This window comes from Rhodoferax sp. XS2R6, assembly GCF_056521365.1.
The window spans coordinates 109,522-132,439 of sequence record NZ_JBWMAY010000002.1; the positions used below are offsets into that span (position 1 = coordinate 109,522).

Genomic DNA, 22,918 nt, shown 5'->3' on the forward strand with positions numbered 1-22,918 from the left:
TTTACGCCAGGTCGAAACGGTCCAGGTTCATCACCTTGGTCCAAGCCGCGGCAAAGTCGCGCACAAAGGATTGCTGTGCATCACTGCTGGCATAAACCTCGGCCAGCGCACGCAGCTGGGAGTTAGAGCCGAAGACCAAGTCGGCCACCGTGGCCGTCCATTTGACCTGGCCCGTTGCGCGGTCCCGCCCTTCCAGCACACCGGGGGCGGTGGTGGATTTTTGCCACTGTGTGCCCATGTCGAGCAGGTTGACAAAGAAGTCATTGCTCAGCACTCCGGCGCGTTGGGTGAAGACACCTTGCTGCCCCTGGCTCACACCCAGGGCACGCAGGCCCCCCACCAGCACTGTCATCTCGGGCGCGCTCAGGGTCAGCAGCTGGGCCTTGTCCACCAGCAGCTCGGCAGCCGAACCTTCCAGTCCTTTGCGAACGTAGTTGCGGAAACCGTCGGCGGCTGGCTCCAGCACGGCGAAGGACTCCACATCGGTCTGCTCCTGCGCCGCGTCCATGCGGCCCGGGGTGAACGGCACCTGCACCGGGTTGCCCGCCTGCTGGGCGGCGGCTTCGACGGCGGCGCCACCGGCCAGCACGATCAGGTCTGCCAAGGAGATGCGCTTGCCGCCCGATTGCGCGGCGTTGAATTCCTTCTGGATGGCTTCCAGTGCCGACAGTACCTTGGCCAGTTCGGCGGGCTGGTTGGCCTCCCAGTCTTTTTGTGGCGCCAGGCGGATGCGTGCGCCGTTGGCACCGCCCCGTTTGTCACTGCCCCGGAAGGTGGATGCCGAGGCCCAGGCCGTGCTCGCCAACTGGGAGATGGACAGGCCGGATGCCAGCACTTTGGCTTTCAAGCCGTCCACGTCCTGTGCATTCACCAGTGGGTGGTTGACAGCTGGAATCGGGTCTTGCCAGATCAGGGTTTCCTGGGGCACCAGCGGGCCCAGGTAGCGTGCAACTGGGCCCATGTCGCGGTGGGTGAGTTTGAACCAGGCGCGCGCAAAGGCGTCGGCAAACTCGGCGGGGTTTTGGTGGAAGCGGCGCGAAATTTTTTCATAGGCCGGGTCAAAGCGCAGCGACAGGTCGGCCGTGGTCATCATGGGCGCGTGTTTCTTGGACGGATCGTGCGCATCGGGAATCATGTGCTCGGGCTTCACGTTTTTGGCCACCCACTGGTGCGCGCCGGCGGGGCTCTTGGTCAGCTCCCATTCGTAACCCAGCAGCATGTCGAAATAGCCGTTGTCCCAGGTGGTGGGGTTGGGCTTCCAGGCGCCTTCAATACCGCTGGTGGTGGTGTGCACGCCCTTGCCGCTGCCCAGCTTGTTGATCCAGCCCAGGCCTTGTTCTTCGATGCCTGCAGCTTCGGGCTCGGGGCCGACCAGCGTGGGGTCACCGGCGCCGTGCGCCTTGCCGAAGGTATGGCCGCCAGCCACCAGGGCCACGGTTTCTTCGTCGTTCATGGCCATGCGGGCAAAGGTCTCGCGCACGTCGCGGCCACTGGCCACCGGGTCGGGTTTGCCGTCCGGGCCTTCTGGGTTCACGTAGATCAGTCCCATCTGCACAGCAGCCAGTGGGTTCTCCAGATTGCGGTCACCGGAGTAACGGCTGTTGGGCTTGTCGCTGGTGGCCAGCCAGGTTTTTTCGGCGCCCCAGTAGATGTCTTCTTCAGGTTCCCAGATGTCGGGGCGGCCGCCGGCGAAACCAAAGGTCTTGAAGCCCATGGATTCGAGTGCCACATTGCCGGCCAGGATCATCAGGTCGGCCCAGGAAATCTTGCGGCCGTACTTTTGTTTGATGGGCCAGAGCAGGCGGCGTGCCTTGTCCAGGTTGCCGTTGTCGGGCCAGCTGTTCAGCGGGGCAAAGCGCTGGCTACCAGTGCCTGCGCCGCCGCGGCCATCGGCCGTGCGGTAGGTGCCGGCCGAGTGCCAAGCCATGCGGATCATCAGGCCACCGTAGTGGCCCCAGTCGGCTGGCCACCAGTCTTGCGAATCCGTCATCAGGGCATGCAGGTCCTTGACCACGGCATGCAGATCCAGGCTCTTGAACTCTTCGGCATAGTTAAAGGCCTCGCCCATGGGGGTGGACTGAGCGGAGTGCTGGTGCAGGATGGTGAGCTTGAGCTGGTGGGGCCACCAGTTGGTATTGGACTGCGCGGCCACGGTGGTGGTGTTGCGCGCTGCGTGGGGGAACGGGCACTTGGCTTCTGTCGACATGTTTATCTCCTTGGGCTGTTGAAAATCGTTTGACCAAGTCAGTGTAGGGTTTGCGCATGAATCGCTCAAATAGGTTTTTCTAATGCGATTCATAGTGCGCCAGACGCACTGTTGGCGTCTGCACAGCGCGCTGCTGTGGTATCCGTGCGGTGCGTGTGGAGAGAACCCCACAGTTCTATGACTCGCTTCAAAAACTTCGCTCACGGAGCATGGTTTTGTCAAAACAAGCCGCTAGGATGGACTCACCACTCGAAGGGACACAGCCAATGAGAAAAGTTCGGCAGCCTGTGAAATCCTTGACACCTCCGATGCAGCAAAGGCAGCCGCGTCTGACGTCATTCCAGCGAGATTTGCAACGGCACATGAAGTGCAGCGCCCAAAGCGCCGCCTGGTTTGATGCCTTGCTGAGCCGAGAGAGCCCCTCCAAGCTGGACCACTGAGCGGTTTGGGGTTTTCGCTGTTGTGTGGGGGTGAGGGCCCGGCATGCGCTAAAGTGCTTCCACGCACTTTGGAGCCCCCGTATGCACCCTGACACGATGAAACACAAAGCGAGCCTCTGGTTCGGCGAGTTTGGTACTTCCGTGCACATCACCGATGTGCATTGGGAAGGTGACATCAGCCAGCAGGAGCTGATCGCGGTTGCCGACCAGATTTCCCCGGATTGGCAGACGATTGATCTGGAGCTCGACCCTCACCATCCTTGCCATGGGCAGACCTACCGCCTGGCCCGGCCTTGGCCCAACCCCGAAGACACAGAAGATGCCTTGCGCGCCATCGAGATGGAAGATGCGCTGGATGGCCAGTACGTGTGGGTGCACTGCTGCCAGATCGTCATCGACCCGCGGGGAGAACTGATCGACGAAGCCGGGCGCGCGTACCGCCAGAGTTTCAGTACCGTGATGTTTTGCACCGAGTTCACCTCGTTCGAGGACATTGCATTGCAATGTGACGAACACTTTGGCAAAGGCGAGTGGGACGAGTACGAGCTGTACCTGGACGACGAGTTGCCGACGCCCGTGGCCTCGTTTGGCTAACACCCCACACCGGCCGCTGTGAAGCTACTGTCGCGTCTGGGCCTTACGGTCTTTTTGGGTGGACTGGTGTGGGTCGCCCAAGGGGTGCACGCACAACAGAACCCCACCCGCAACTGGGCGACGGCGCCCCGACATTCCTCGGGCATGGCGCCGGACCCGGTGCAGCAGGCCGGTCTGGCGATCGTGCAGGTGTATGCCGCTCCCACCTACGGCTGGCGTGGCAATTTTGCGGTGCACCCGTGGATCATTTACAAGCGCAAGGGTGAGGTGGCCTACACCCGTTACGACGTGGTGGGCTGGCGTGCACCACAGGTGGTGCAACGCAACTACGCGATTCCCGACGGGCTCTGGTACGGCTCGGTCCCTGCGCTGCTGGTGGACCACCGCGGCGTGGAGGTGGAGGCCATGATTGACGGCATTGAAGCCGCTGTGGCCAGTTACCCCTTTGCCGACCAGTACCGCAGCTACCCGGGCCCCAACAGCAATACCTTTTTGGCCCACATCGGGCGCGAGGTGAAGGCGTTGCAGCTTGACCTGCCCGCCAACGCCATTGGCAAGGACTACCGGCCGCTGACCAACCCGGTGGGTGTATCGCCCTCGGGCTCCGGCCTGCAAATCTCATTGCTCGGTTTGCTGGGCGTGAGTGTGGGGCTGCAGGAAGGCCTGGAGATGAATGTGCTGGGCCTGAATTTCGGCATTGACCTCAACGCGCCGGCACTGCGTTTGCCGTTTGTGGGGCGTATGGGTATGCGGGATACGCCTGCACCCGACGACACCGCCCGCGCGGCGGCGGGCGGTTAATTCCGGCGGTATCCGCTACAGCGAAACGTCCTCACGCCGTGCGCGCACGGCCTCCCTTTTCTGCCCAGGTGCGGGTCCAACGCAGTTGCATGCTGCGCATCATGAACAGCACTGCCAGGGACAACACGGCAAACAAGGCAAAGCCCCAGAAGTAGGTGCCAGTGTGCTGCTTGGACAGGCCCATGGCGTTGGGCACCAGGCCACCGCCCAGCGCGCCGATTTCACCAATCATGGAGCCGGCCACGGCGGTGGACAGCGGCCAGCGCAGCGGCACCAGTTGGAACAACGCGCCGTTGCCCGCACCCAGGGCTGCAAAACACAGCATGAGCAGCAGGGTGGTAAGCACCAGCGAGCCACCCGCCAGGCCACAGGCCAACAAGGACAGGGTGATGATGACCAACACCGCGGTCAGGGTGTTGATGCCGCCCCAGTGGTCCGAGATCCAACCGCCAAACACGCGCAATGCCGCGCCCATGAAGGCCGCCAGCATGGTGAGTTGACCAGCCTGCACCTTGCTCACGCCAAACTGGTCGTAGTAGTAGCTGGGCAAAAAGGTGGTGAGGCCGATGAAACCGCCAAAGGTGATGGCGTAAATGATGGAGAAGGCCCAGCCGTCTTTTTCGAACAGGCAGGCAATGTGTTCGCGAAAACTCGCGTGTTTGTCCACGTCATCGGGTTCTTTGGCAAACACCAGCATCACGATCACGGGAATCAGCAGGCCCACGGCGGCAATGCCGTACACCGTCTTCCAGCCATAGGCCTGGGCCAGCATGGGGGCCAGCAGGGCCGATACTGAGGTGCCCACGTTGCCCGCACCGACCAGGCCCATGGCCAGGCCCTTGTAACGCGCCGGGAAGGAGCCCGAGCCCAGCGAGAGCGCAACACCAAAACTGGCGCCGGCAATGCCCAGCAACACGCCCATGGCCAGCAGGTCGTTGAAGGTGTCGACAAAAAAGTAGCCAAACAACAGGGCGATGGCGATGCCGCCCATCTCGACCAGGGTGGCGTTTTTGCGGCCAATGTACTGGGCCAGGATGCCCAGCGGGAAACGCATGAGGGCGCCCGCAAAAATGGGGATGGACAACATCAGCCCGATTTGCGAGGGGCTGAGGTTCAGGGATTCCTTGATGAAGGGTGCCATGGCGCCGTTGGTGACCCAGACACCGCAGCAGTAGGAGAAGTAGACAAAGGCTGCGGCCAAGGTTGGTGCATGCCCTGATTTGAGAAAGGTGCGGAAGCCCGCCATGGTGCAAATCCTTCAAAAGGGAGTGGTATTCCCACAAACAGTGCAAAAAACGGGCCAACTTGGGGCGCAGTTTTGCGGTGTTTTGGAGCGATTTGCAGGCCTGAAATGGTGCGGCGCACAACTTGTGTGCGCCGCAATGGGAGGTGCCGTGCTGGCCTGGGGCATTTGCCGCGGGCCAGGAGGGGGTCAGGCTGCCTTTTCGACGTGGGCCTGGCGTGTATACAAAAAGTCGATCACGGCCTTGCGGTACTGCAGGTACTGCGGGCTGTCTGCCAGGGCCACGCGGTTGCGTGGGCGCGGCAGGTCCACACTCAGCACCTCGCCAATGGTGGCGGCTGGGCCGTTGGTCATCATCACGATCTTGTCGGACAGCAGCACGGCTTCGTCCACATCGTGCGTCACCATCACCACGGTGCTTTGGGTGCGCGCCACGATCTCCAGCAGCTCGTCCTGCAGCTTGGCGCGGGTCAGGGCGTCCAGCGCGCCAAAGGGTTCGTCCATCAGCAGCACTTTGGGTTCCATGGCCAGGGCGCGGGCAATGCCCACACGCTGCTTCATGCCACCGCTGATTTCGCCCGGGCGTTTTTGCGCCGCAGCCGTCAGGCCCACCAGGGCCAGCGCGGCATCGGTGCGGGCCTTGAGCTGGGCCTTGTTTTCAGACGGGGCACCGGTGCTTTTGGCGCCTGCACCAAACACGCGCTCCACACCCAGGTACACATTCTCAAAACAGGTGAGCCACGGCAAGAGCGAATGGTTCTGGAACACCACGGCGCGTTCGGGGCCGGGGCCGGCGATTTCGCGGTTGGCGCACAGCAGGTTGCCAGCGGTGGGGGTGGTGAGGCCTGCAATCAGGTTCAGCAGCGTGGACTTGCCGCAGCCGCTGTGGCCGATGAGGGCCACAAACTCGCCTTTGGCGACGGTGAGGTTGATGTCGCGCAGCGCGGGGAACAGGCCCTTTTTGGTTTTGAAGGTTTGTTCGACGCCCTGGATTTCGATGTACTTTTGCATAGTTTTTCCTAATCAGTTGAGGACAGAGCTAAAGATCTGTCCCGCAAAGTTGCTAGCTTTTCACCTCTTCAAACGTAAATGCGGTGGCCAGTTTGATCAGGGCGTACTCCAGCAGCAGGCCCACGATGCCGATCACAAAGATCGCGATGATGATGTTCTTGACGTTCAGGTTGTTCCACTCGTCCCAGACCCAGAAGCCAATGCCCACGCCACCGGTCAGCATCTCGGCCGCCACAATCACCAGCCAGGCCGTGCCGACTGCCAGGCGCACGCCGGTCAGCATGTAGGGCAGCACCGAGGGGAACAGGATCTTGGTCACGATCTTCCACTCGCTCAGGTTCAGCACACGCGCCACGTTCATGTAGTCCTGCGGCACACGTTGCACACCCACCGCGGTGTTGATGATCATGGGCCAGATGGAGCAGATGAAGATGGTCCAGATGGCGGCGGGGTTGGCACCCTTGAACACCAAGAGGCCAATCGGCAACCAGGCCAGTGGCGACACGGGGCGCAGCAGGCTGATCAGCGGGTTGAACATGCGGCTCAAAAACTCGAAACGACCGATCATGAAACCCGCCGGAATGCCCACCGCAGCGGCTAGGCCAAAGCCCAGCGCCACACGTTCCAGCGAGAACAGCACGTTCCAGCCCACGCCCTGGTCGTTGGGGCCTTTGCTGTAGAACGGATCGCTGAACAAGATGACGGCTTGTTTCCAGGTTTCCAGCGGGCCAGGGATGCTGGCCCCGGTCCCCACACTCACCAGGGCCCAGATGCCGACCAGCAGGGCGATGCCGCACAGGGGCGGTACCACCTGTAGCAGCAGGCCGCGCCAGTCAAAACCGGGCGTGCTCGGCTTGGAGGCTACGGTTTGCACAGGTTTTTGGGCTGCAGCCCTTGTTGAATCTGCGGAAGCAGCTTCTGTTTTGATAGCAGACCCCTCGGCCGCGGCGGCCAGGGGAGAGTGAAAGACAGCACTGACCATGGTGGTCTCCTTGGGTGGGGTGACTTAGGCTTTGACCTTGAATCCGTCGGCGTACTTCTTGGGATCTTTGCCATCCCAGACCACGCCGTCGATGAACTTGCTGCTGCGCATATCGCTCTTGGGCAGCGGTGTTTTGCTGGCCGCAGCGGCTTGTTTGTAGATGTCGATCTGGTTGATTTGTTTGGCCACGCCCAGGTAGTCGGGGTGGTCTTTCAGCAAGCCCCAACGCTTGTGTTGGGTCAGGAACCACATGCCGTCCGACAGGTAAGGGAAGTTGACCGTGCCTTCGTTGAAGAACTTCATGTGGTTGGGGTCGTCCCAGGTCTTGCCCATGCCGTTTTGGTAACGGCCCAGGATGCGCTGGTTGATCGCGTCCACGCTGGTGTTCACGTAGCTCTTGTCGGCAATGGTTTCGGCCATCTTGTTTTTGTTGGACAGGCTGGCGTCGATCCACTTGCCGGCTTCCAGGATCGCGGCGGTCACGGCGCGCGCGGTGTTGGGGTACTTTTTGACGAAATCACCGGTGGTGCCCAGCACCTTTTCGGGGTGGTCCTTCCAGATGTCCTGGGTGGTGGCTGCTGTCACACCAATGCCGTCGATGATGGCGCGGTGGTTCCAGGGTTCGCCCACGCAGTAGCCGTCCATATTGCCCACACGCATGTTCGCTACCATCTGGGGGGGCGGCACGGTGATGACCTTGGAGTCTTTCATGGGGTTGATGCCGTGGGCTGCCATCCAGTAGTACAGCCACATGGCGTGGGTGCCGGTGGGGAAGGTCTGGGCAAAGGTGTATTCACGCTTCTCGCTAGCCATGAGTTTGGCCAGACCGGCACCGTCTACCGCGCCTTTTTCAGCCAGCTTCTTGGACAGCGTGATGGCCTGGCCGTTGTGGTTCAGGTTCATCAGCACGGCCATATCTTTCTTGGGGCCGCCAATACCCAGGTGCACGCCGTAGACCAGGCCGTACAACACGTGGGCAAAGTCCAGCTCGCCGTTGACCAGCTTGTCGCGCACACCGGCCCAGCTGGCTTCTTTGCTGGGGATGATGGTGACGCCGTATTTTTTGTCGATGCCCAGCACCGAGGCCATGACCACACTGGCGCAATCGGTCAGCGGGATGAAGCCAATCTTGACTTCGGTTTTCTCCGGAGCGTCCGAGCCCGCGGCGTACACCGCAGCGCGCAGCGCAGGGTCGATGCCAATGGCGCCCACGGCGGCAGTTTGCAGAACAGCACGGCGGCTGAGTTTGGCTTTCAAAAGGTCTGTCATGGCACAAGCTCCAAAAGTGAAAAACACAAAACGAAAAACAAAAAAGGCGTCCGCACTGGGTTCGCTGCGCGGTGCGCAAGTGAACCCGTGGGGACGCCTTTGTCCTGTTGCATGGAACCCACCCGCCGTTAGGTGGAGCCCAGTGCATGACCGTTGCCGGTCTCGCAGGGATTAATGCAATGTCTGTGCCAGCTTGTTGTTGCTGTGGTGTGCTATGAATTTAGGAGCTGCTTGCGCAATGACTACGGGCGCTAGAGGCCTATTTCATTAAAAAATGGATGTGGCGCACCGGTTTTGTGCACTGCACCAAAGCAGGAAAATGCCCCAGGGGCAGGCGCCTACGCCGTAGTTTGGGGCGGGTACCCGGCGTGACTAGCCGCGGTGTTCGGTGCGGCGATCTGCGCGGCTGCGCTGCACCAGGATGTGGACCAGCAGGGCCGCAGCGGCAGAGGTGGCCAGCACCGGCGAGGCCATGACGACCCGAGCCAGTCCGTCCAGCACGTGCACGCTGACCTGCTGCGCATAGTGCGTTAGCGCCACTACGTCGTGGGGTTCCACATTTTTCACATCGTCGGGCAACACTTGCACTTCGGGCCAGCCGCTGCGAAAGCGGATCTTGGCAAAGATGCCGTCGGCCACCGCCACCAGGGACAACACGCCCAACGGTTTCATCAGGTGCAGGATGAGTGTGCTCCGTACCGTTACGGGTGCGGTTTCGTAGATTTTCCCCACCAGTTGCGACACCATGCGCTCCTGCACAGCACCGGGCGCAGCGTCGTACACCTCGGCGGCCAGTTGTTCAATGGGGATTTCGTGTGACATAGTGTTCAGCATAGTCCTCGAATGTTCCCCATGTGTTAACCAGGCGTAACCAGTTGTGTGCCTCTGTCAGGACAACAGGTCGGCCACATCCAGCATGCGCTGGGCCACTTCCACAATCTTGAGGTTTTTGTCCATGGCCGTTTTGCGCAGCTTGGCGTAGGCGGCTTCTTCGCTGAGCTGCTGGCGCTGCATCAGCAGGGCCTTGGCGCGGTCAATCACCTTGCGGTCTTGCAGGGCGGCGGAGAGTTCATGCAGTTCACTGCGGGTGTTGGCCAGCTCCTGGCGCAAGGCCTGTTCATGCTGGAAGCGGGCCATGGCCACATCCAGAATCGGGCGGATGCGCTCGGCCTGCAGGCCCGCCACGATGTAGGCCGACACACCGGCTGCCACTGCGGCACGCGCGTTGCCGCTGTCGTTGTCGTTGGTGAACATGACGATGGGGCGGCGCTCGTCGCGCGTGGCCATCACCACGTGCTCCAGCGCGTCACGCGCGTCGCTTTCGGCGTCCACAATGATCATGTCCGGCTGCAGCTGGGCCAGGCGCTCGGTCAGGTAGACGTCGGCGGGCAGCGAGGCCACCAGGTTGAAACCGTTTTCCAGCAACCCGATACGCAGGCTGCGCGAGCGTTCGGCCTGGTCCAGCGCGTGGGTGTCCTGCGGGTCGTCGACCTGCAAGTCTGAGTTGATCACGACGATGCGAAGCGGCTCGGTCATATGGGCATCATGGCATGCAAAAGTCGCGCCAGTCTGCGTTGCGGCGCACCAGTCTAGTGCGCAAGGCTGCGGTTTTAGGGGGGTGAAGGGCCCATCCTCTAAACTCGGCGGCTCTGAAGGAAACAAGCAATGCTGGTGTTGGGAATCGAGTCCTCGTGTGACGAAACAGGCGTGGCCATGGTGCAGTCGCAGGGCAGCGCCGTGCCCACACTGCTGGCCCACGCGCTGCACAGCCAGATCGAGATGCACCAGGCCTATGGCGGCGTGGTGCCCGAGCTGGCCAGCCGCGACCACATACGCCGCGTGCTGCCGCTGACCCAGCAGGTGCTGAATGAGAGCGGCCACAGCCTGCAAGACGTGGATGTGGTGGCTTACACCCGCGGCCCTGGTTTGGCCGGTGCCTTGCTGGTGGGTGCCGGTGTGGCCTGCGCCCTGGGCGCGGCGCTGGACAAGCCCGTGCTGGGCGTGCACCACCTGGAAGGGCATTTGCTGTCCCCATTCCTAAGTGCAGATCCCCCCGAATTCCCGTTTGTGGCCTTACTGGTGTCTGGCGGCCACACCCAGCTCATGCGTGTGGACGGCGTGGGCCGCTACGAGCTGCTGGGCGAAACCATTGACGATGCGGCGGGCGAGGCTTTTGACAAATCCGCCAAGCTCATGGGCCTGGCCTACCCCGGCGGGCCGCTGCTGTCCAAGCTGGCGGAGGAGGGCAGCCCCACGGCCTACCAGCTGCCGCGGCCGCTGCTGCACAGCGGCAACCTGGACTTTTCATTTGCTGGCCTGAAAACGGCGGTGCTGGTGCAAAGCCAACGTATGGTGGCTGCGGGTGCAGTCAGCGTGTTCGACGCATTGCCGCACCAGCAGCAGGCCGATTTGGCGGCGTCTACGCAGGCGGCGATTGTGGAGGTGCTGTTGAAAAAATCGATGGCAGCCATCAAACAAACCGGCTTGAAGCGCCTGGTGGTGGCGGGTGGCGTGGGCGCCAACCGCAAGCTGCGCGAGCTGCTGAATGCCGAGTGCGCCAAGCGCGGTGTGCGCGTGCACTACCCCGAGCTGCACCTGTGCACCGACAACGGCGCCATGATTGCCATGGCCGCCGCCATGCGGCTGCAAAGTGGCTTGCAACAGGCCAGCAAGACCTACGCGTTCGACGTCAAGCCCCGCTGGCCCCTGCATTTACTGTAAAACTAGCCTCTAGCCTACGTGGAATAAGCGCCAGCAGCTATTGAATTGATAGCTGCTGGCGGTCGGGCTTTACTGGATGGTCAGTTCGGTGGCGTTGTTCACCGGCACTTTTTTGGCCAGCTTCAGGGTCAGCACACCGTTTTCCAGCTTGGCTTCGCTCAGTGCGCTGTCCACGTCCTGGGGCAGTTCGTAAGCAGCGCGGTAGCGGCGGGGGGCGTCTTCCTTGCTCTGGATGCGAACGACCGCACCTTCGATGGCAATGCTCAGCTGCTCCTTGGCAATGCCGGGCATGTCCAGCGTCAGGGTGAACGAGGTTTCGTCCTGCTTGTAGGCGCCGGCGCTTTGGCGGGCCGAGAACAAGGTGTCATCGATGAAACGCTCGACGGAACGGCCTGCGTGGGCATAAGCGGGGCGGCGCACGGCGGACTGGAAAGCGGAAGGTGCAGAGGCAAAAAACATGGTGTGACTCCTAGTACACTGCGCGGCTCTCACAGCGATCGCCGCATGTTCCCAAGCTGAGCGCTTTCCCTCTCATTTCAAGAGAAATTTCCCATGTTTATTCTTTCCCGCCAGGTCTTGAAATTGGGCGCAGCAGCGCTATTTGCGTCCACTTTGTCGCTCGCCAGCGCCTTCGCCCAAACCCCCTCGGCGATCAAAATTGCCATCATTGAAGGCTTTAGCGGCGCCAACGCCAGCGGTGGTGAAGCCGGGTTCCGCAACTTCGTCTGGGCGGTGGAGCGTGTGAATGCCCGCGGTGGCGTGAAGCTGCCCGCCGGCGCGGGCGGCAACCAGCTGTTGCAGCTGGAGCGTTTTGACAGCAAGGGCCAGACCGAAGAGGCGCTGTCGGCACTGCGTTCGGCCATCGACGGCGGTGCGCGCGTCATCCTGCAGGGCAATTCCTCGGGTGTGGCGGCTTCGCTGATCGACGCCATCAACAAACACAACGAACGTGACCCGGCGCGCCGCGTGTTGTTCCTCAACTACGCCGCCGTGCTGCCCGAGCTGACGAACGAGAAGTGCAGCTTCTGGCATTTCCGCTTTGACGCCCACTCCGACATGCGCATGGCCGCACTCATGGATGTGCTCAAGGACGACAAGGCACTCAAAAGTGTTTACATCATTGGCCAGGACTACAGCTTCGGCCAGGCCGTGGGTCGCGAGGCCAAACGCCAGCTGGGCGTGTTGCGCCCCGACGTGCAGGTGGTGGGCGACGAGCTGCACCCCCTGGGCCGCGTGAAAGACTTTTTGCCCTATGCCACCAAGATCAAGGCCAGCGGCGCCGGTGCCGTGATCACGGGCAACTTTGGCAATGACCTGAGCCTGCTCATCAAAGCGGCCAAGGACGTGGGTTTTGACGGCAAGTTCTACACCTTCTACGGCAACGCGCTTGGCGCCCCGGCCGCCATTGGCGATGCGGGCATTGGCAAGGTGGTGGCCGTGGCCGACTGGCTGCCCAATGTGCAGACCGCCGCCAGCGAGGCGTTTTACAAGTCCTTCCGCGTGCGCTACCCCAAGCCCGAAGACGACTATGTCCACATGCGCATGCAGTTGTTGGTGGAAGCGCTGGCCCAAAGCCTGGAGGCCGCCGGCAAGCAGGGTGGGGTGGGCGCCAATGGCGCTATCGATATGGTAGCTTTCGCCGCACAACTGGAGCGGGCTAACGTCACTTTTAGTGGTCAAACGGGCACCATGCGCGCGGCCGACCACCAATTCCAGCAAACACTGGTGGTGGGCACGATGGAGCGCCAGGGCACGCCCGGCGTCAAATTTGACGTGGAAGGTTCGGGTTACGGATTTCGCGTGGTGAAAACTGTGCCCGCGGCGGCGGCCGAGCAGGCCAGCAGCTGCAAGATGGTGCGTCCCTGACGCGACCGGGTTATAATCGAGCGGCTTTGCATTCGGCAGGGCGCACGCCAAGCGCAGTTCCAGCACTTGGCGCAAGTTGTACAAACCGGGACGGCGCCTCTGGTGCAGTCCCAAAATCTTAGGAAAACACATGATTGCATCTAGCATCAAAGCCGCTGTTGTCAAAGACAACGCCCGTCAAGCTGGCGATACCGGCAGCCCCGAAGTCCAAGTGGCTTTGCTGACTGCCCGTATCAACGAACTGACCCCCCACTTCAAGACCCACGCCAAAGACCACCACGGTCGCCGCGGTCTGCTGCGCATGGTTTCCCGTCGCCGCAAGCTGTTGGACTACCTGAAGAGCAAAGACGCTGACCGTTATGTTGCTCTGATCGCCAAGCTGGGTCTGCGTAAGTAATCGGTCCCACGAATGTGAAGCGCCTGAGTTAGGTCACTAGCTCAGGCGTTTTTTACTTCGGAGACGGCAAAAACAGAGCGAAGCTGTGTCATTCCAAAGTAATTCCAGTCAGAACTGGAGTTTTTCTGGAATGGCATCGTGGACTGTGATGTTGGCTCCGGGCTCGGGTGAGGTGGCCCAAACCTCCCAAACATGACCCCTAACTCACAGGAGATAAGACATGAGTATTTTCAACAAAGTTACCAAGACCTTCCAATGGGGCCAACACACGGTCACCATGGAAACCGGCGAAATCGCTCGCCAGTCCACCGGCGCTGTGCTGCTGGACATGGACGGTACCGTGGTGCTGGCCACTGTGGTTGCCAAGACTGAAGGCAAGCCCGGTCAAGACTTCTTTCCCCTGACGGTCGACTACCTGGAAAAGTCCTACGCCGCTGGCAAGATCCCCGGCAGCTTCTTCAAGCGCGAAGGCCGCCCCAGCGAGTTTGAAACGCTGACATCCCGCCTGATCGACCGCCCGATCCGCCCCCTGTTCCCCGAAGGTTTCTTTAACGAAGTGCACGTGGTGATCCACACTGTCTCGTTGAACCCTGAAGTCGATGCCGACATCGCTGCGATGATCGCTGTGTCTGCTGCCTTGTCCGTGTCCGGCGTGCCGTTCAATGGCCCTATTGGTGCAGCCCGCGTGGGTTACGTCAACGGCGAATACGTGTTGAACCCCGGCCAGACCGCACGCAAAGATTCCATCATGGATCTGGTCGTTGCTGGTACCGAAGCCGCTGTGCTGATGGTCGAGTCCGAAGCCCAACAACTGTCCGAAGAAATCATGCTCGGCGCCGTGGTGTTCGGTCACGAACAAGGTGCGATTGCCATCAACGCGATCCACGAGCTGGTGCGCGACGCTGGCAAGCCCGTGTGGGACTGGAAAGCCCCTGCCAAGGACGAAGCCCTGATCGCCAAGATCGACGGCCTGGCCAAGGACAAGCTGGTTGCTGCCTACCAAATCCGCAACAAACAAGCCCGTACCCAAGCCTGCCGCGCTGCTTATTCCGAAGTCATGGCTGCCCTGAAGGCCGACGGCGCTGCATTTGACAGCGTGGCGGTGGAAGGTCTGTTGTTCGACATCGAAGCCAAGATCGTGCGCAGCCAGATTCTGGCCGGCGAGCCCCGTATCGACGGCCGCGACACCCGCACCGTGCGCGCCATTGAAATCCGCAACGGAGTGCTGCCCCGCACCCACGGTTCCGCCCTGTTCACACGCGGCGAAACCCAGGCTCTGGTGATTGCCACCCTGGGTACCGAGCGCGATGCCCAGCGTATCGACGCTCTGAGCGGTGATTACGAAGACCGCTTCATGCTGCACTACAACATGCCTCCGTTCGCCACCGGCGAAACCGGTCGCGTGGGCACGCCCAAGCGCCGCGAAATCGGCCACGGCCGTCTGGCCAAGCGCGCACTGGTTGCCGTGTTGCCAACGAAAGAAGAGTTCCCCTACACCATGCGTGTGGTGTCGGAAATCACCGAATCCAACGGATCCTCGTCGATGGCTTCCGTCTGCGGCGGCTGCCTGTCGCTGATGGACGCTGGCGTGCCTTTGAAGGCGCACGTGGCCGGTATCGCCATGGGTCTGATCAAGGACGACAACCGCTTTGCCGTGTTGACCGACATCCTGGGTGACGAAGATCACCTGGGCGATATGGACTTCAAGGTGGCCGGTACCACCAACGGTATCACTGCGCTGCAGATGGACATCAAGATCCAGGGCATCACCAAGGAAATCATGCAAGTCGCGTTGGCCCAGGCCAAGGAAGCACGTATGCACATCCTGGGTGAAATGCAAAGCGCCATGGCCGAAGCCAAGACCGAAGTGTCCAACTTCGCACCACGTCTGTTCACGATGAAGATCAACCCCGAGAAGATCCGTGATGTGATCGGCAAGGGCGGTTCCGTGATCCGCGCGCTGACCGAAGAAACCGGCACGCAAATCAACATCGACGAAGACGGCACCATCACCATCGCGTCGGCTGATCCCGCCAAGGCCGAAGAAGCCAAGCGCCGCATCGAGCAGATCACCGCTGAAGTCGAAATCGGCAAGGTCTACGAAGGCCCTATCACCAAGATTCTGGACTTCGGTGCTTTGGTCAACCTGTTGCCTGGCAAGGACGGCCTGCTGCACATCAGCCAGATCGCCCACGAGCGCGTCGAGAAGGTGACGGACTACCTGTCCGAAGGCCAGATCGTCAAGGTCAAGGTCATGGAAACCGATGAAAAGGGCCGAATCAAGCTGTCCATGAAAGCACTGCTGGACCGCCCCGCCCAAAACGGCGAGCACGGTTAATCCACCTTGCTATTGAATTGGTAGCTGCTCGCGCAATAAGCACGGGGGCTGCCAGTCGATTTGGCTATGAAAGCTGTCGAAATCTCGTCCTTCGGTCCGCCCGACGTTTTGCGTCTGGTGGACCGTCCTGCGCCGGTTGCAGGTGTGGGGGAGGTGTGCATTCGCGTGGCGGCCAGTGGCATCAATCGGCCTGATGTGCTGCAGCGGGCCGGGCACTACCCGGCGCCCGCAGGCGCGTCCGACCTCCCGGGGCTGGAAGTGGCGGGCACCATTGTGTCGGGCGATGCCGAAGCCATGCAGGCTGCCGGCTTCCAGTTGGGGGGCCGCGTGTGCGCCCTGGTGGCCGGTGGCGGTTATGCCGAGTTTTGTGTGGCGCCTGTGGGCCAGTGTCTGCCGGTGCCCGCAGGGTGGAGTGACGTGGAGGCCGCGAGCCTGCCCGAGACGCTGTTCACCGTGTGGAGCAATGTGTTCGACCGGGGCCGTCTGCAAGCCGGGGAAACCTTGCTGGTGCAGGGCGGAACCAGCGGCATTGGTGTGACCGCCATCCAACTGGCCAAGGCCCTGGGCGCCACGGTGATTGCGACAGCGGGTAGCGACGAGAAATGTGCGGCTTGCCTGGCACTGGGCGCTGACCATGCCATCAACTACAAAACCCAGGACTTCCAGGCTGAGGCCTTGCGCCTCACCCAGGGGCGTGGTGTGGATGTGGTGCTGGACATGGTGGCAGGCGCCTATGTGGCCAAGGAAGTTCAGTGCCTGGCAGACGATGGCCGGTTGGTAATCATTGCCGTGCAGGGCGGTGTGCAGAGCGAGGTCAACGCCGGGCTGGTGCTGCGCAAGCGGCTGACCATCACGGGGTCCACCTTGCGTGCGCGGCCCGTGGCATTCAAGGCTGCGATTGCGGCCTCCTGTTTGCGCGTGGTCTGGCCTTTGTTGGTCGCCGGGCGCATCAAGGCGGTGATTCACAGTGTGTTTGCCCCAGCCGATGCGGCGAAAGCCCATGCGCTGATGGAGAGCAACCAGCACGTTGGCAAAATTGTTTTGAAGTGGGATGCAGCATGAAAAAGAAACTGATTGCGGGCAACTGGAAGATGAATGGCTCCACGGCCGCGAACGCGGCGCTGGTGCAGCAGTTGCTGGCCGGTGTGGGCCAGGCGGCCTGCGACATTGCTGTGTGTGTGCCTGCGCCGTATCTGGCAGAGGTGGGTGCCTTGGTAAAAGGCTCCGCCATTGCCGTAGGCGCGCAAGACGTGTCGGCCTACGATGCGGGTGCCTATACGGGTGAAGTGTCTGCTGGCATGTTGCGCGACCTGGGTGTGCGCTATGCCATCGTGGGCCACTCCGAGCGCCGCCAATACCATGGTGAGACCGATGCTGTGGTGGCCAACAAGGCCCAAAAGGCCCTGGCCGCAGGCATCACACCCATCGTGTGTGTGGGCGAGACGCTGCAGGAGCGCGAAGCTGGGCTGACCGAAGAGGTGGTGAAGCGCCAACTGGCTGCTGTCATCCACACCAACGGCCATTGCATCAGCGAGATCGTGGTGGCGTATGAGCCGGTGTGGGCCATTGGTACCGGCAAAACCGCCAGTCCCGAGCAGGCGCAGCAGGTGCATGCCGTGTTGCGTGCCCAGTTGCATGCCGCCACGGAGCATTCGGACCGCGTGCAGATCCTGTACGGTGGCAGCATGAATGCCGCCAATGCCGCCCAGTTGCTGGGCCAGGCAGACATTGACGGTGGGCTGGTGGGGGGTGCCTCGCTGAAGGCACCTGACTTCCTGTCCATCATTGCCGCAGCCGTTTGACGTTGCGCAGATTTTTTAAATTGAGGAGTAGTTCATGAGTTTTATCGTCACCATCATCCTGACTGTGCAAATGCTGTCGGCCCTGGCCATGATTGGTCTGATCCTGGTTCAGCACGGCAAGGGTGCCGACATGGGCGCGGCCTTTGGCAGCGGCGGTTCCGGCAGCCTGTTTGGCGCCAGCGGCAGTGCTAACTTCCTGTCCCGCACCACGGCTATCTTGGCCACAGTGTTTTTCGTCTGCACCCTGGCGCTGGCCTACTTTGGCAATCTGCGTCCCGCCAGCTCCGGCTCGGTGCTCGAAGGCGCTGCCGTGGTCGCTCCCGCTGCCGCGCCTGCTGCAGCCGAATCTGCACCTGCGGCGCCCGCAACCGGTGCCGCCCAAATTCCGGCCAAGTAACCGGGTTTTAAATGCCTTGTCCCTGCCGGCGGCAGGGTAAATTCAGGGTAAACTCTAGGGCTGGTGAATAAGCAAATGCCGCAAGGTTCCTCACGCAAATTCACCAACTGAGAGCCGCCTTCGTGGTGAAATTGGTAGACACGCTATCTTGAGGTGGTAGTGGCGAAAGCTGTGCGAGTTCGAGTCTCGCCGAAGGCACCAGAAAAATATCCGCTCAGCCAAGGCCTGCTTGGCTGGGCTGTAACGGTGATCAGAATCTCAAGATGAACCTCGATCAATATCTCCCCGTACTCTTGTTCATCCTGGTCGGTGTCGGTGTGGGCGTAGTCCCCCAGATACTTGGCTACATCCTGGGGCCCAATCGCCCCGACCCCGCCAAAAACTCCCCCTACGAATGCGGCTTCGAAGCTTTCGAAGACGCACGCATGAAGTTCGATGTGCGCTACTACCTGGTGGCTATCCTCTTCATTTTGTTCGACCTTGAAACAGCTTTTCTGTTTCCGTGGGCCGTGTCCTTGAAAGAAACCGGAATGCTGGGTTTCCTCATCGGTGCAGAGTTTGTGGTGGTGCTCACCATCGGCTTCGTGTACATGTGGAAAAAAGGCGCGCTGGACTGGGAGTGATCCAATGATTGAAGGTGTTCTCAAAGAAGGGTTTGTCACCACGAGTTACGACTCGGTGATGAACTGGGCCAAAACGGGCTCCATTTGGCCGATGACGTTTGGCCTGGCGTGCTGTGCGGTGGAGATGATGCATGCTGCTGCAGCGCGTTATGACCTCTCGCGTTTCGGCTCGGAAGTGTTTCGCGCCAGCCCGCGCCAGTCCGATCTGATGATCGTGGCGGGTACCTTGTGCAACAAGATGGCTCCTGCCTTGCGCAAGGTCTACGACCAGATGTCCGAGCCACGCTGGGTAATTAGCATGGGTTCGTGCGCCAATGGGGGTGGCTACTACCACTACAGTTATTCCGTGGTGCGTGGCTGTGATCGCATTGTGCCGGTGGATGTGTATGTGCCTGGCTGTCCTCCCACTGCCGAGGCACTGGTGTATGGCATCTTGCAGTTGCAGCAAAAAATCCGTCGCACTGAAACCATTGCCCGGGCCTGAGGATACATATGACTGTTTATTCCATTCGGCCTGAAGCGACGCAGGAAGCGGTGCAGCGTGTTTTGGGTGACAAGGTCAAACGATTGACCACTGCTTTGGGTGAAGTCGAGTTGGTGGTGTCTGCTACCGACGTGCTGACGGTGGCCAAATTGTTGCGTGATGCGCCAGGATGCCAGTTTGAGCAATTGGTGGACCTGTGTGGTGTGGATTACTCTGACTACAAAGCCGGCGCGTACGAAGGTCCGCGTTTTGCCGTTGTCATGCACTTGCTGTCGGTGAGCTTGAATCAGCGCCTGCGTCTCAAGGTATTTGCACCCCATGACGACATGCCTTCTGTGTCTTCCGTCAACGAAATCTGGAATTCTGCGAACTGGTTCGAGCGCGAAGCCTTTGACCTGTTTGGTATTGTGTTCGAAGGCCATAACGACTTGCGTCGTATCCTGACCGACTACGGTTTTATCGGCCATCCTTTTCGCAAAGATTTCCCGACCACGGGCCATGTGGAGATGCGTTTTGATGCAGAGCAGGGCCGTGTGGTTTACCAGCCCGTCACCATTGAAGCCCGCGAAATTACGCCCCGCATCATCCGCGAAGACAATTACGGAGGCCTGCAGTAAGCAGTTGAATGCATGGCTGAAATTAAAAACTACACCCTGAACTTTGGTCCGCAGCATCCTGCCGCACACGGTGTGTTGCGCTTGGTGCTGGAGCTGGACGGCGAAGTCATCCAGCGCGCAGATCCGCATATCGGATTGCTGCACCGTGCCACCGAAAAACTGGCCGAAAGCAAGACCTACATCCAGGCGCTGCCCTACATGGATCGTCTGGACTACGTGTCCATGATGTGCAACGAGCACGCGTACTGCTTGGCCATTGAAAAATTGCTGGGCATTGACGTGCCGGTGCGTGCGCAGTACATCCGCGTGATGTTCTCGGAAATCACGCGCCTGCTGAACCACCTGATGTGGTTGGGCTCACATGGTAACGATTGCGGCAGCTCCACCATCCTGATCTACACCTTCCGCGAACGTGAAGACCTGTTTGACATGTATGAGGCGGCCAGTGGCGCGCGTATGCATGCGGCCTACTTCCGTCCCGGTGGTGTGTACCGTGATCTGCCTGACACCATGCCTCAGTTCAAGGCAAGCCGCGTGCGCAATGCCAAAGGTGTGGAAGAGCTGAACAAGAACCGCCAAGGTTCCTTGTTGGATTTTATCGAAGACTTCACACAGCGTTTCCCCGCGTGCTTGGAGGAATACCACACCCTGTTGACCGAGAACCGCATCTGGAAGCAGCGCACCGTGAATATCGGTGTGGTGACGCCAGAGCGTGCGCTGAACCTGGGCTTTACCGGCCCCATGCTGCGTGGTTCCGGTATTGCTTGGGACCTGCGCAAGAAGCAGCCTTATGAGGTCTACGACCAACTGGACTTTGACATTCCCGTGGGCAAGACCGGTGACGTGTACGACCGTTACTTGGTTCGCATGGAAGAGATGAAGCAGTCCAACCACATCATCAAGCAATGTGTGGACTGGCTCAAAGCCAATCCCGGTCCGGTGATCACCGACAACCACAAGGTGGCACCACCTTCGCGCGAATCCATGAAAACCAGCATGGAAGAGTTGATCCACCACTTCAAGCTGTTCACCGAAGGTTTTCGTGTGCCCGAAGGGGAAGCTTACGCGGCCGTGGAACACCCCAAAGGGGAGTTTGGTATTTACATCGTGAGCGATGGTGCCAATAAACCTTACCGCCTGAAGATCCGTCCACCGGGCTTTGCCCATTTGGCGGGCCTCAACGAGATGGCCACCGGGCATATGATTGCCGATGCGGTGTCCATCATTGGCACCATGGACATTGTTTTTGGAGAGATTGACCGATGATCTCTGACGCTACCAAAGCGCGTTTTGACCGCGAAGTGGCCAAGTACCCGGCAGACCAAAAGCAGTCTGCGGTGATGGCTTGTTTGTCCATTGTTCAGCAAGAGCTGGGCTTTGTGAGTGCCGAGAGTGAGAAGGTGATTGCTGAGCATTTGGGCATGGCGCCCATGGCTGTGCACGAAGTGACCACTTTCTACAACATGTACAACCAGCGTCCGGTGGGCAAGTTCAAGCTGAACGTATGCACCAACCTGCCATGCCAGCTGCGCGATGGCCAGAAGGCCTTGCACCATCTGGAGCACAAGCTGGGTATCCACATGGGTGAAACCACAGCTGACGGCCTGTTCACCCTGCAGCAGAGTGAATGCCTGGGGGCCTGCGCCGACTCCCCTGTGATGTTGGTCAACGACCGCGCCATGTGCAGCTTCATGACCAACGACAAGCTGGACCAGTTGGTGGATGGCCTGCGTGCCACGGAAGGCAAGTGATGACCGTTGAGAACCTTCTCTCCCAGTTTCGCGCCACCGGCGTGCAAACCTGTTTCCATGATCGCCACATCAACCCCCAGATCTACGCAGGACTGGACGGCAACAACTGGCGGCTGAAAGATTACGAAGCGCGCGGCGGCTACCAGGCCTTGCGGAAAATTTTGGGCAAAGACGGCGAAGCACCGAACAGCGACACTGGCGTCGCGGGCATGACCCAAGATCAGGTAATTGCCACGGTCAAAGAATCAGCGCTGCGCGGGCGCGGCGGTGCCGGTTTTCCCACGGGGCTGAAATGGAGTTTTATGCCCCGCCAGTTTCCGGGGCAGAAGTACCTGGTGTGCAACTCGGACGAGGGTGAACCAGGTACCTGCAAGGACCGCGACATTCTGCAGTTCAACCCCCACATCGTGATCGAAGGTATGGCCATCGCGGCCTATGCCATGGGTATCAGCGTGGGCTACAACTACATCCACGGCGAAATCTTCTCGGCCTACGAGCGTTTTGAAGAGGCGTTGGAAGAAGCCCGTGCTGCAGGCTTGCTGGGCAACAACATTCAGGGCAGCAATTTCAGCTTCCAGCTGCATGCAGCCCACGGTTTTGGTGCCTACATCTGTGGCGAGGAAACCGCCTTGCTGGAATCGCTGGAAGGCAAAAAAGGCCAACCGCGTTTCAAGCCGCCGTTCCCGGCCAGTTTTGGCCTGTACGGCAAACCCACCACCATCAACAACACCGAAACCTTTGCGGCGGTCCCCTGGATCATCCGCAACGGCGGCCAAGCCTACCTGGAGTGTGGCAAGCCCAACAACGGTGGGACCAAGATCTATTCGATCAGCGGTGATGTAGAGCGCCCTGGCAACTACGAAATCCCCATGGGTACACCCTTTGCCAAGCTGTTGGAGCTGGCTGGCGGTGTGCGTGGTGGTAAGGCACTGAAGGCCGTGATCCCCGGTGGATCGTCGTCACCCGTGTTGCCCGCTTCCATCATGATGGAATGCACCATGGACTACGATTCCATTGCCAAGGCTGGCTCGATGCTCGGTTCGGGTGCGGTCATCGTGATGGACGAAACCCGTTGCATGGTGACAGCTTTGCAACGCCTGAGCTACTTTTACATGCATGAGTCCTGTGGCCAGTGCACGCCCTGCCGTGAAGGCACGGGCTGGTTGTCGCGTATGGTGGACCGTATTGTGGAGGGCCAAGGTCGCCCCAGCGATATGGCGCTTTTGGACAACGTGGCCGAGAACATCATGGGGCGTACCATCTGCGCCCTGGGTGATGCGGCAGCCATGCCTGTGCGCGCCATGATCAAACACTACCGACACGAATTTGAGCACCTCGTAGAGCACAAGACCAGCATGGTCGCGGCCTCCGTTTAA

General features: G+C 60.6%; 23 protein-coding genes and 1 tRNA gene. 16 read left to right on the top strand and 8 right to left on the bottom strand.

Translation table 11 applies throughout. The features are described 5' to 3' along the window. Position 1: 1 nt before the first annotated feature. Complete coding sequence (gene katG, locus AC097A_RS07050; protein ID WP_479620293.1) at positions 2 to 2,206, bottom strand: catalase/peroxidase HPI; 2,205 nt, start codon at positions 2,204 to 2,206, stop codon at positions 2 to 4. 536 nt (positions 2,207 to 2,742) lie between these two features. Between katG and AC097A_RS07055 the strand changes: the two genes are divergently transcribed. Both AC097A_RS07055 and AC097A_RS07060 read left to right on the top strand, forming a co-directional pair. Beyond that, positions 2,743 to 3,240, top strand: a complete 498-nt coding sequence (locus AC097A_RS07055; protein WP_315494555.1) for a hypothetical protein — start codon at positions 2,743 to 2,745, stop codon at positions 3,238 to 3,240. An 18-nt stretch (positions 3,241 to 3,258) separates the two neighbouring features. Then, positions 3,259 to 4,041, top strand: coding sequence for a DUF3750 domain-containing protein (locus tag AC097A_RS07060; RefSeq protein WP_479620294.1), 783 nt, complete (start codon positions 3,259 to 3,261; stop codon positions 4,039 to 4,041). Positions 4,042 to 4,072: 31 nt separating this feature from the next. Here the strand turns inward: AC097A_RS07060 and AC097A_RS07065 are convergent, their stop codons facing one another. The 6 genes from AC097A_RS07065 to AC097A_RS07090 all read right to left on the bottom strand — a co-directional run bounded on the left by AC097A_RS07065 (position 4,073) and on the right by AC097A_RS07090 (position 10,082). After that, positions 4,073 to 5,287 carry an MFS transporter gene (locus AC097A_RS07065; protein ID WP_105262387.1) on the bottom strand — a complete coding sequence of 405 codons (1,215 nt, stop codon included), beginning with the start codon at positions 5,285 to 5,287 and terminating at the stop codon, positions 4,073 to 4,075. Between the two features lie 186 nt (positions 5,288 to 5,473). Then, entirely contained in the window at positions 5,474 to 6,295 is an 822-nt protein-coding gene (locus AC097A_RS07070) for an ABC transporter ATP-binding protein (protein WP_479620295.1), read from the bottom strand. Between the two features lie 52 nt (positions 6,296 to 6,347). Beyond that, entirely contained in the window at positions 6,348 to 7,277 is a 930-nt protein-coding gene (gene ntrB / locus AC097A_RS07075) for a nitrate ABC transporter permease (protein ID WP_479620296.1), read from the bottom strand. Positions 7,278 to 7,301: 24 nt separating this feature from the next. Further along, a complete protein-coding gene (locus tag AC097A_RS07080; protein WP_315494558.1) occupies positions 7,302 to 8,546 on the bottom strand; it encodes an ABC transporter substrate-binding protein in 1,245 nt (414 codons plus the stop codon). Between the two features lie 372 nt (positions 8,547 to 8,918). After that, on the bottom strand, positions 8,919 to 9,368 hold the full coding sequence (locus AC097A_RS07085; protein ID WP_479620297.1) for a hypothetical protein: 450 nt from the start codon (positions 9,366 to 9,368) through the stop codon (positions 8,919 to 8,921). Positions 9,369 to 9,434: 66 nt separating this feature from the next. Continuing rightward, complete coding sequence (locus AC097A_RS07090; RefSeq protein WP_105262392.1) at positions 9,435 to 10,082, bottom strand: ANTAR domain-containing response regulator; 648 nt, start codon at positions 10,080 to 10,082, stop codon at positions 9,435 to 9,437. Positions 10,083 to 10,211: 129 nt separating this feature from the next. On the opposite strand from AC097A_RS07090, the gene tsaD reads away from it, so the two are divergent. Beyond that, positions 10,212 to 11,267 carry a tRNA (adenosine(37)-N6)-threonylcarbamoyltransferase complex transferase subunit TsaD gene (gene tsaD, locus AC097A_RS07095; protein WP_479620298.1) on the top strand — a complete coding sequence of 352 codons (1,056 nt, stop codon included), beginning with the start codon at positions 10,212 to 10,214 and terminating at the stop codon, positions 11,265 to 11,267. 69 nt (positions 11,268 to 11,336) lie between these two features. Here the strand turns inward: tsaD and AC097A_RS07100 are convergent, their stop codons facing one another. Further along, positions 11,337 to 11,726, bottom strand: coding sequence for an Hsp20/alpha crystallin family protein (locus AC097A_RS07100; RefSeq protein WP_479620299.1), 390 nt, complete (start codon positions 11,724 to 11,726; stop codon positions 11,337 to 11,339). Between the two features lie 93 nt (positions 11,727 to 11,819). Between AC097A_RS07100 and AC097A_RS07105 the strand changes: the two genes are divergently transcribed. The 13 genes from AC097A_RS07105 to nuoF all read left to right on the top strand — a co-directional run bounded on the left by AC097A_RS07105 (position 11,820) and on the right by nuoF (position 22,918). Further along, complete coding sequence (locus tag AC097A_RS07105) at positions 11,820 to 13,133, top strand: branched-chain amino acid ABC transporter substrate-binding protein (RefSeq protein WP_479620300.1); 1,314 nt, start codon at positions 11,820 to 11,822, stop codon at positions 13,131 to 13,133. Between the two features lie 130 nt (positions 13,134 to 13,263). After that, positions 13,264 to 13,530 carry a 30S ribosomal protein S15 gene (gene rpsO, locus AC097A_RS07110; RefSeq protein ID WP_094478006.1) on the top strand — a complete coding sequence of 89 codons (267 nt, stop codon included), beginning with the start codon at positions 13,264 to 13,266 and terminating at the stop codon, positions 13,528 to 13,530. Positions 13,531 to 13,750: 220 nt separating this feature from the next. After that, complete coding sequence (gene pnp, locus AC097A_RS07115; RefSeq protein WP_479620301.1) at positions 13,751 to 15,868, top strand: polyribonucleotide nucleotidyltransferase; 2,118 nt, start codon at positions 13,751 to 13,753, stop codon at positions 15,866 to 15,868. A gap of 66 nt (positions 15,869 to 15,934) precedes the next feature. Next, complete coding sequence (locus AC097A_RS07120) at positions 15,935 to 16,930, top strand: NAD(P)H-quinone oxidoreductase (RefSeq protein ID WP_479620302.1); 996 nt, start codon at positions 15,935 to 15,937, stop codon at positions 16,928 to 16,930. After that, positions 16,927 to 17,670, top strand: a complete 744-nt coding sequence (gene tpiA / locus AC097A_RS07125; RefSeq protein WP_315479890.1) for a triose-phosphate isomerase — start codon at positions 16,927 to 16,929, stop codon at positions 17,668 to 17,670. Before AC097A_RS07120 ends, tpiA begins: the two co-directional genes overlap by 4 nt. Positions 17,671 to 17,704: 34 nt before the next feature. After that, complete coding sequence (gene secG / locus AC097A_RS07130) at positions 17,705 to 18,067, top strand: preprotein translocase subunit SecG (protein ID WP_105262399.1); 363 nt, start codon at positions 17,705 to 17,707, stop codon at positions 18,065 to 18,067. Positions 18,068 to 18,183: 116 nt separating this feature from the next. Further along, positions 18,184 to 18,268: transfer RNA gene (locus AC097A_RS07135), tRNA-Leu, on the top strand. A gap of 62 nt (positions 18,269 to 18,330) precedes the next feature. Beyond that, on the top strand, positions 18,331 to 18,690 hold the full coding sequence (locus AC097A_RS07140) for an NADH-quinone oxidoreductase subunit A (protein WP_315479892.1): 360 nt from the start codon (positions 18,331 to 18,333) through the stop codon (positions 18,688 to 18,690). A 4-nt stretch (positions 18,691 to 18,694) separates the two neighbouring features. Beyond that, entirely contained in the window at positions 18,695 to 19,174 is a 480-nt protein-coding gene (locus tag AC097A_RS07145; RefSeq protein WP_094478019.1) for a NuoB/complex I 20 kDa subunit family protein, read from the top strand. An 8-nt stretch (positions 19,175 to 19,182) separates the two neighbouring features. After that, positions 19,183 to 19,791, top strand: coding sequence for an NADH-quinone oxidoreductase subunit C (locus tag AC097A_RS07150; RefSeq protein WP_479620303.1), 609 nt, complete (start codon positions 19,183 to 19,185; stop codon positions 19,789 to 19,791). A 12-nt stretch (positions 19,792 to 19,803) separates the two neighbouring features. Next, a complete protein-coding gene (locus tag AC097A_RS07155; RefSeq protein ID WP_105262402.1) occupies positions 19,804 to 21,057 on the top strand; it encodes an NADH-quinone oxidoreductase subunit D in 1,254 nt (417 codons plus the stop codon). Beyond that, positions 21,054 to 21,542, top strand: coding sequence for an NADH-quinone oxidoreductase subunit NuoE (nuoE, locus tag AC097A_RS07160; RefSeq protein ID WP_105262403.1), 489 nt, complete (start codon positions 21,054 to 21,056; stop codon positions 21,540 to 21,542). Before AC097A_RS07155 ends, nuoE begins: the two co-directional genes overlap by 4 nt. Then, positions 21,542 to 22,918: an NADH-quinone oxidoreductase subunit NuoF gene (gene nuoF / locus AC097A_RS07165; RefSeq protein WP_479620304.1), complete on the top strand. Its 1,377-nt coding sequence runs from the start codon at positions 21,542 to 21,544 to the stop codon at positions 22,916 to 22,918. Before nuoE ends, nuoF begins: the two co-directional genes overlap by 1 nt.

Excerpts from the sequence above, each read along its gene's own strand:
- AC097A_RS07105 (WP_479620300.1), top strand. The coding sequence starts at position 11,820 with ATGTTTATTCTTTCCCGCCAGGTCTTGAAATTGGGCGCAGCAGCGCTA.
- nuoF (WP_479620304.1), top strand. The coding sequence starts at position 21,542 with ATGACCGTTGAGAACCTTCTCTCCCAGTTTCGCGCCACCGGCGTGCAA.
- AC097A_RS07055 (WP_315494555.1), top strand. The coding sequence starts at position 2,743 with ATGAAACACAAAGCGAGCCTCTGGTTCGGCGAGTTTGGTACTTCCGTG.
- nuoE (WP_105262403.1), top strand. The coding sequence starts at position 21,054 with ATGATCTCTGACGCTACCAAAGCGCGTTTTGACCGCGAAGTGGCCAAG.
- AC097A_RS07080 (WP_315494558.1), bottom strand. The coding sequence starts at position 8,546 with ATGACAGACCTTTTGAAAGCCAAACTCAGCCGCCGTGCTGTTCTGCAA.
- AC097A_RS07065 (WP_105262387.1), bottom strand. The coding sequence starts at position 5,287 with ATGGCGGGCTTCCGCACCTTTCTCAAATCAGGGCATGCACCAACCTTG.
- AC097A_RS07145 (WP_094478019.1), top strand. The coding sequence starts at position 18,695 with ATGATTGAAGGTGTTCTCAAAGAAGGGTTTGTCACCACGAGTTACGAC.
- AC097A_RS07140 (WP_315479892.1), top strand. The coding sequence starts at position 18,331 with ATGAACCTCGATCAATATCTCCCCGTACTCTTGTTCATCCTGGTCGGT.
- rpsO (WP_094478006.1), top strand. The coding sequence starts at position 13,264 with ATGATTGCATCTAGCATCAAAGCCGCTGTTGTCAAAGACAACGCCCGT.
- pnp (WP_479620301.1), top strand. The coding sequence starts at position 13,751 with ATGAGTATTTTCAACAAAGTTACCAAGACCTTCCAATGGGGCCAACAC.
- secG (WP_105262399.1), top strand. The coding sequence starts at position 17,705 with ATGAGTTTTATCGTCACCATCATCCTGACTGTGCAAATGCTGTCGGCC.
- AC097A_RS07070 (WP_479620295.1), bottom strand. The coding sequence starts at position 6,295 with ATGCAAAAGTACATCGAAATCCAGGGCGTCGAACAAACCTTCAAAACC.
- AC097A_RS07090 (WP_105262392.1), bottom strand. The coding sequence starts at position 10,082 with ATGACCGAGCCGCTTCGCATCGTCGTGATCAACTCAGACTTGCAGGTC.
- AC097A_RS07155 (WP_105262402.1), top strand. The coding sequence starts at position 19,804 with ATGGCTGAAATTAAAAACTACACCCTGAACTTTGGTCCGCAGCATCCT.
- AC097A_RS07120 (WP_479620302.1), top strand. The coding sequence starts at position 15,935 with ATGAAAGCTGTCGAAATCTCGTCCTTCGGTCCGCCCGACGTTTTGCGT.
- katG (WP_479620293.1), bottom strand. The coding sequence starts at position 2,206 with ATGTCGACAGAAGCCAAGTGCCCGTTCCCCCACGCAGCGCGCAACACC.
- AC097A_RS07085 (WP_479620297.1), bottom strand. The coding sequence starts at position 9,368 with ATGTCACACGAAATCCCCATTGAACAACTGGCCGCCGAGGTGTACGAC.
- tpiA (WP_315479890.1), top strand. The coding sequence starts at position 16,927 with ATGAAAAAGAAACTGATTGCGGGCAACTGGAAGATGAATGGCTCCACG.
- AC097A_RS07100 (WP_479620299.1), bottom strand. The coding sequence starts at position 11,726 with ATGTTTTTTGCCTCTGCACCTTCCGCTTTCCAGTCCGCCGTGCGCCGC.
- ntrB (WP_479620296.1), bottom strand. The coding sequence starts at position 7,277 with ATGGTCAGTGCTGTCTTTCACTCTCCCCTGGCCGCCGCGGCCGAGGGG.
- tsaD (WP_479620298.1), top strand. The coding sequence starts at position 10,212 with ATGCTGGTGTTGGGAATCGAGTCCTCGTGTGACGAAACAGGCGTGGCC.
- AC097A_RS07150 (WP_479620303.1), top strand. The coding sequence starts at position 19,183 with ATGACTGTTTATTCCATTCGGCCTGAAGCGACGCAGGAAGCGGTGCAG.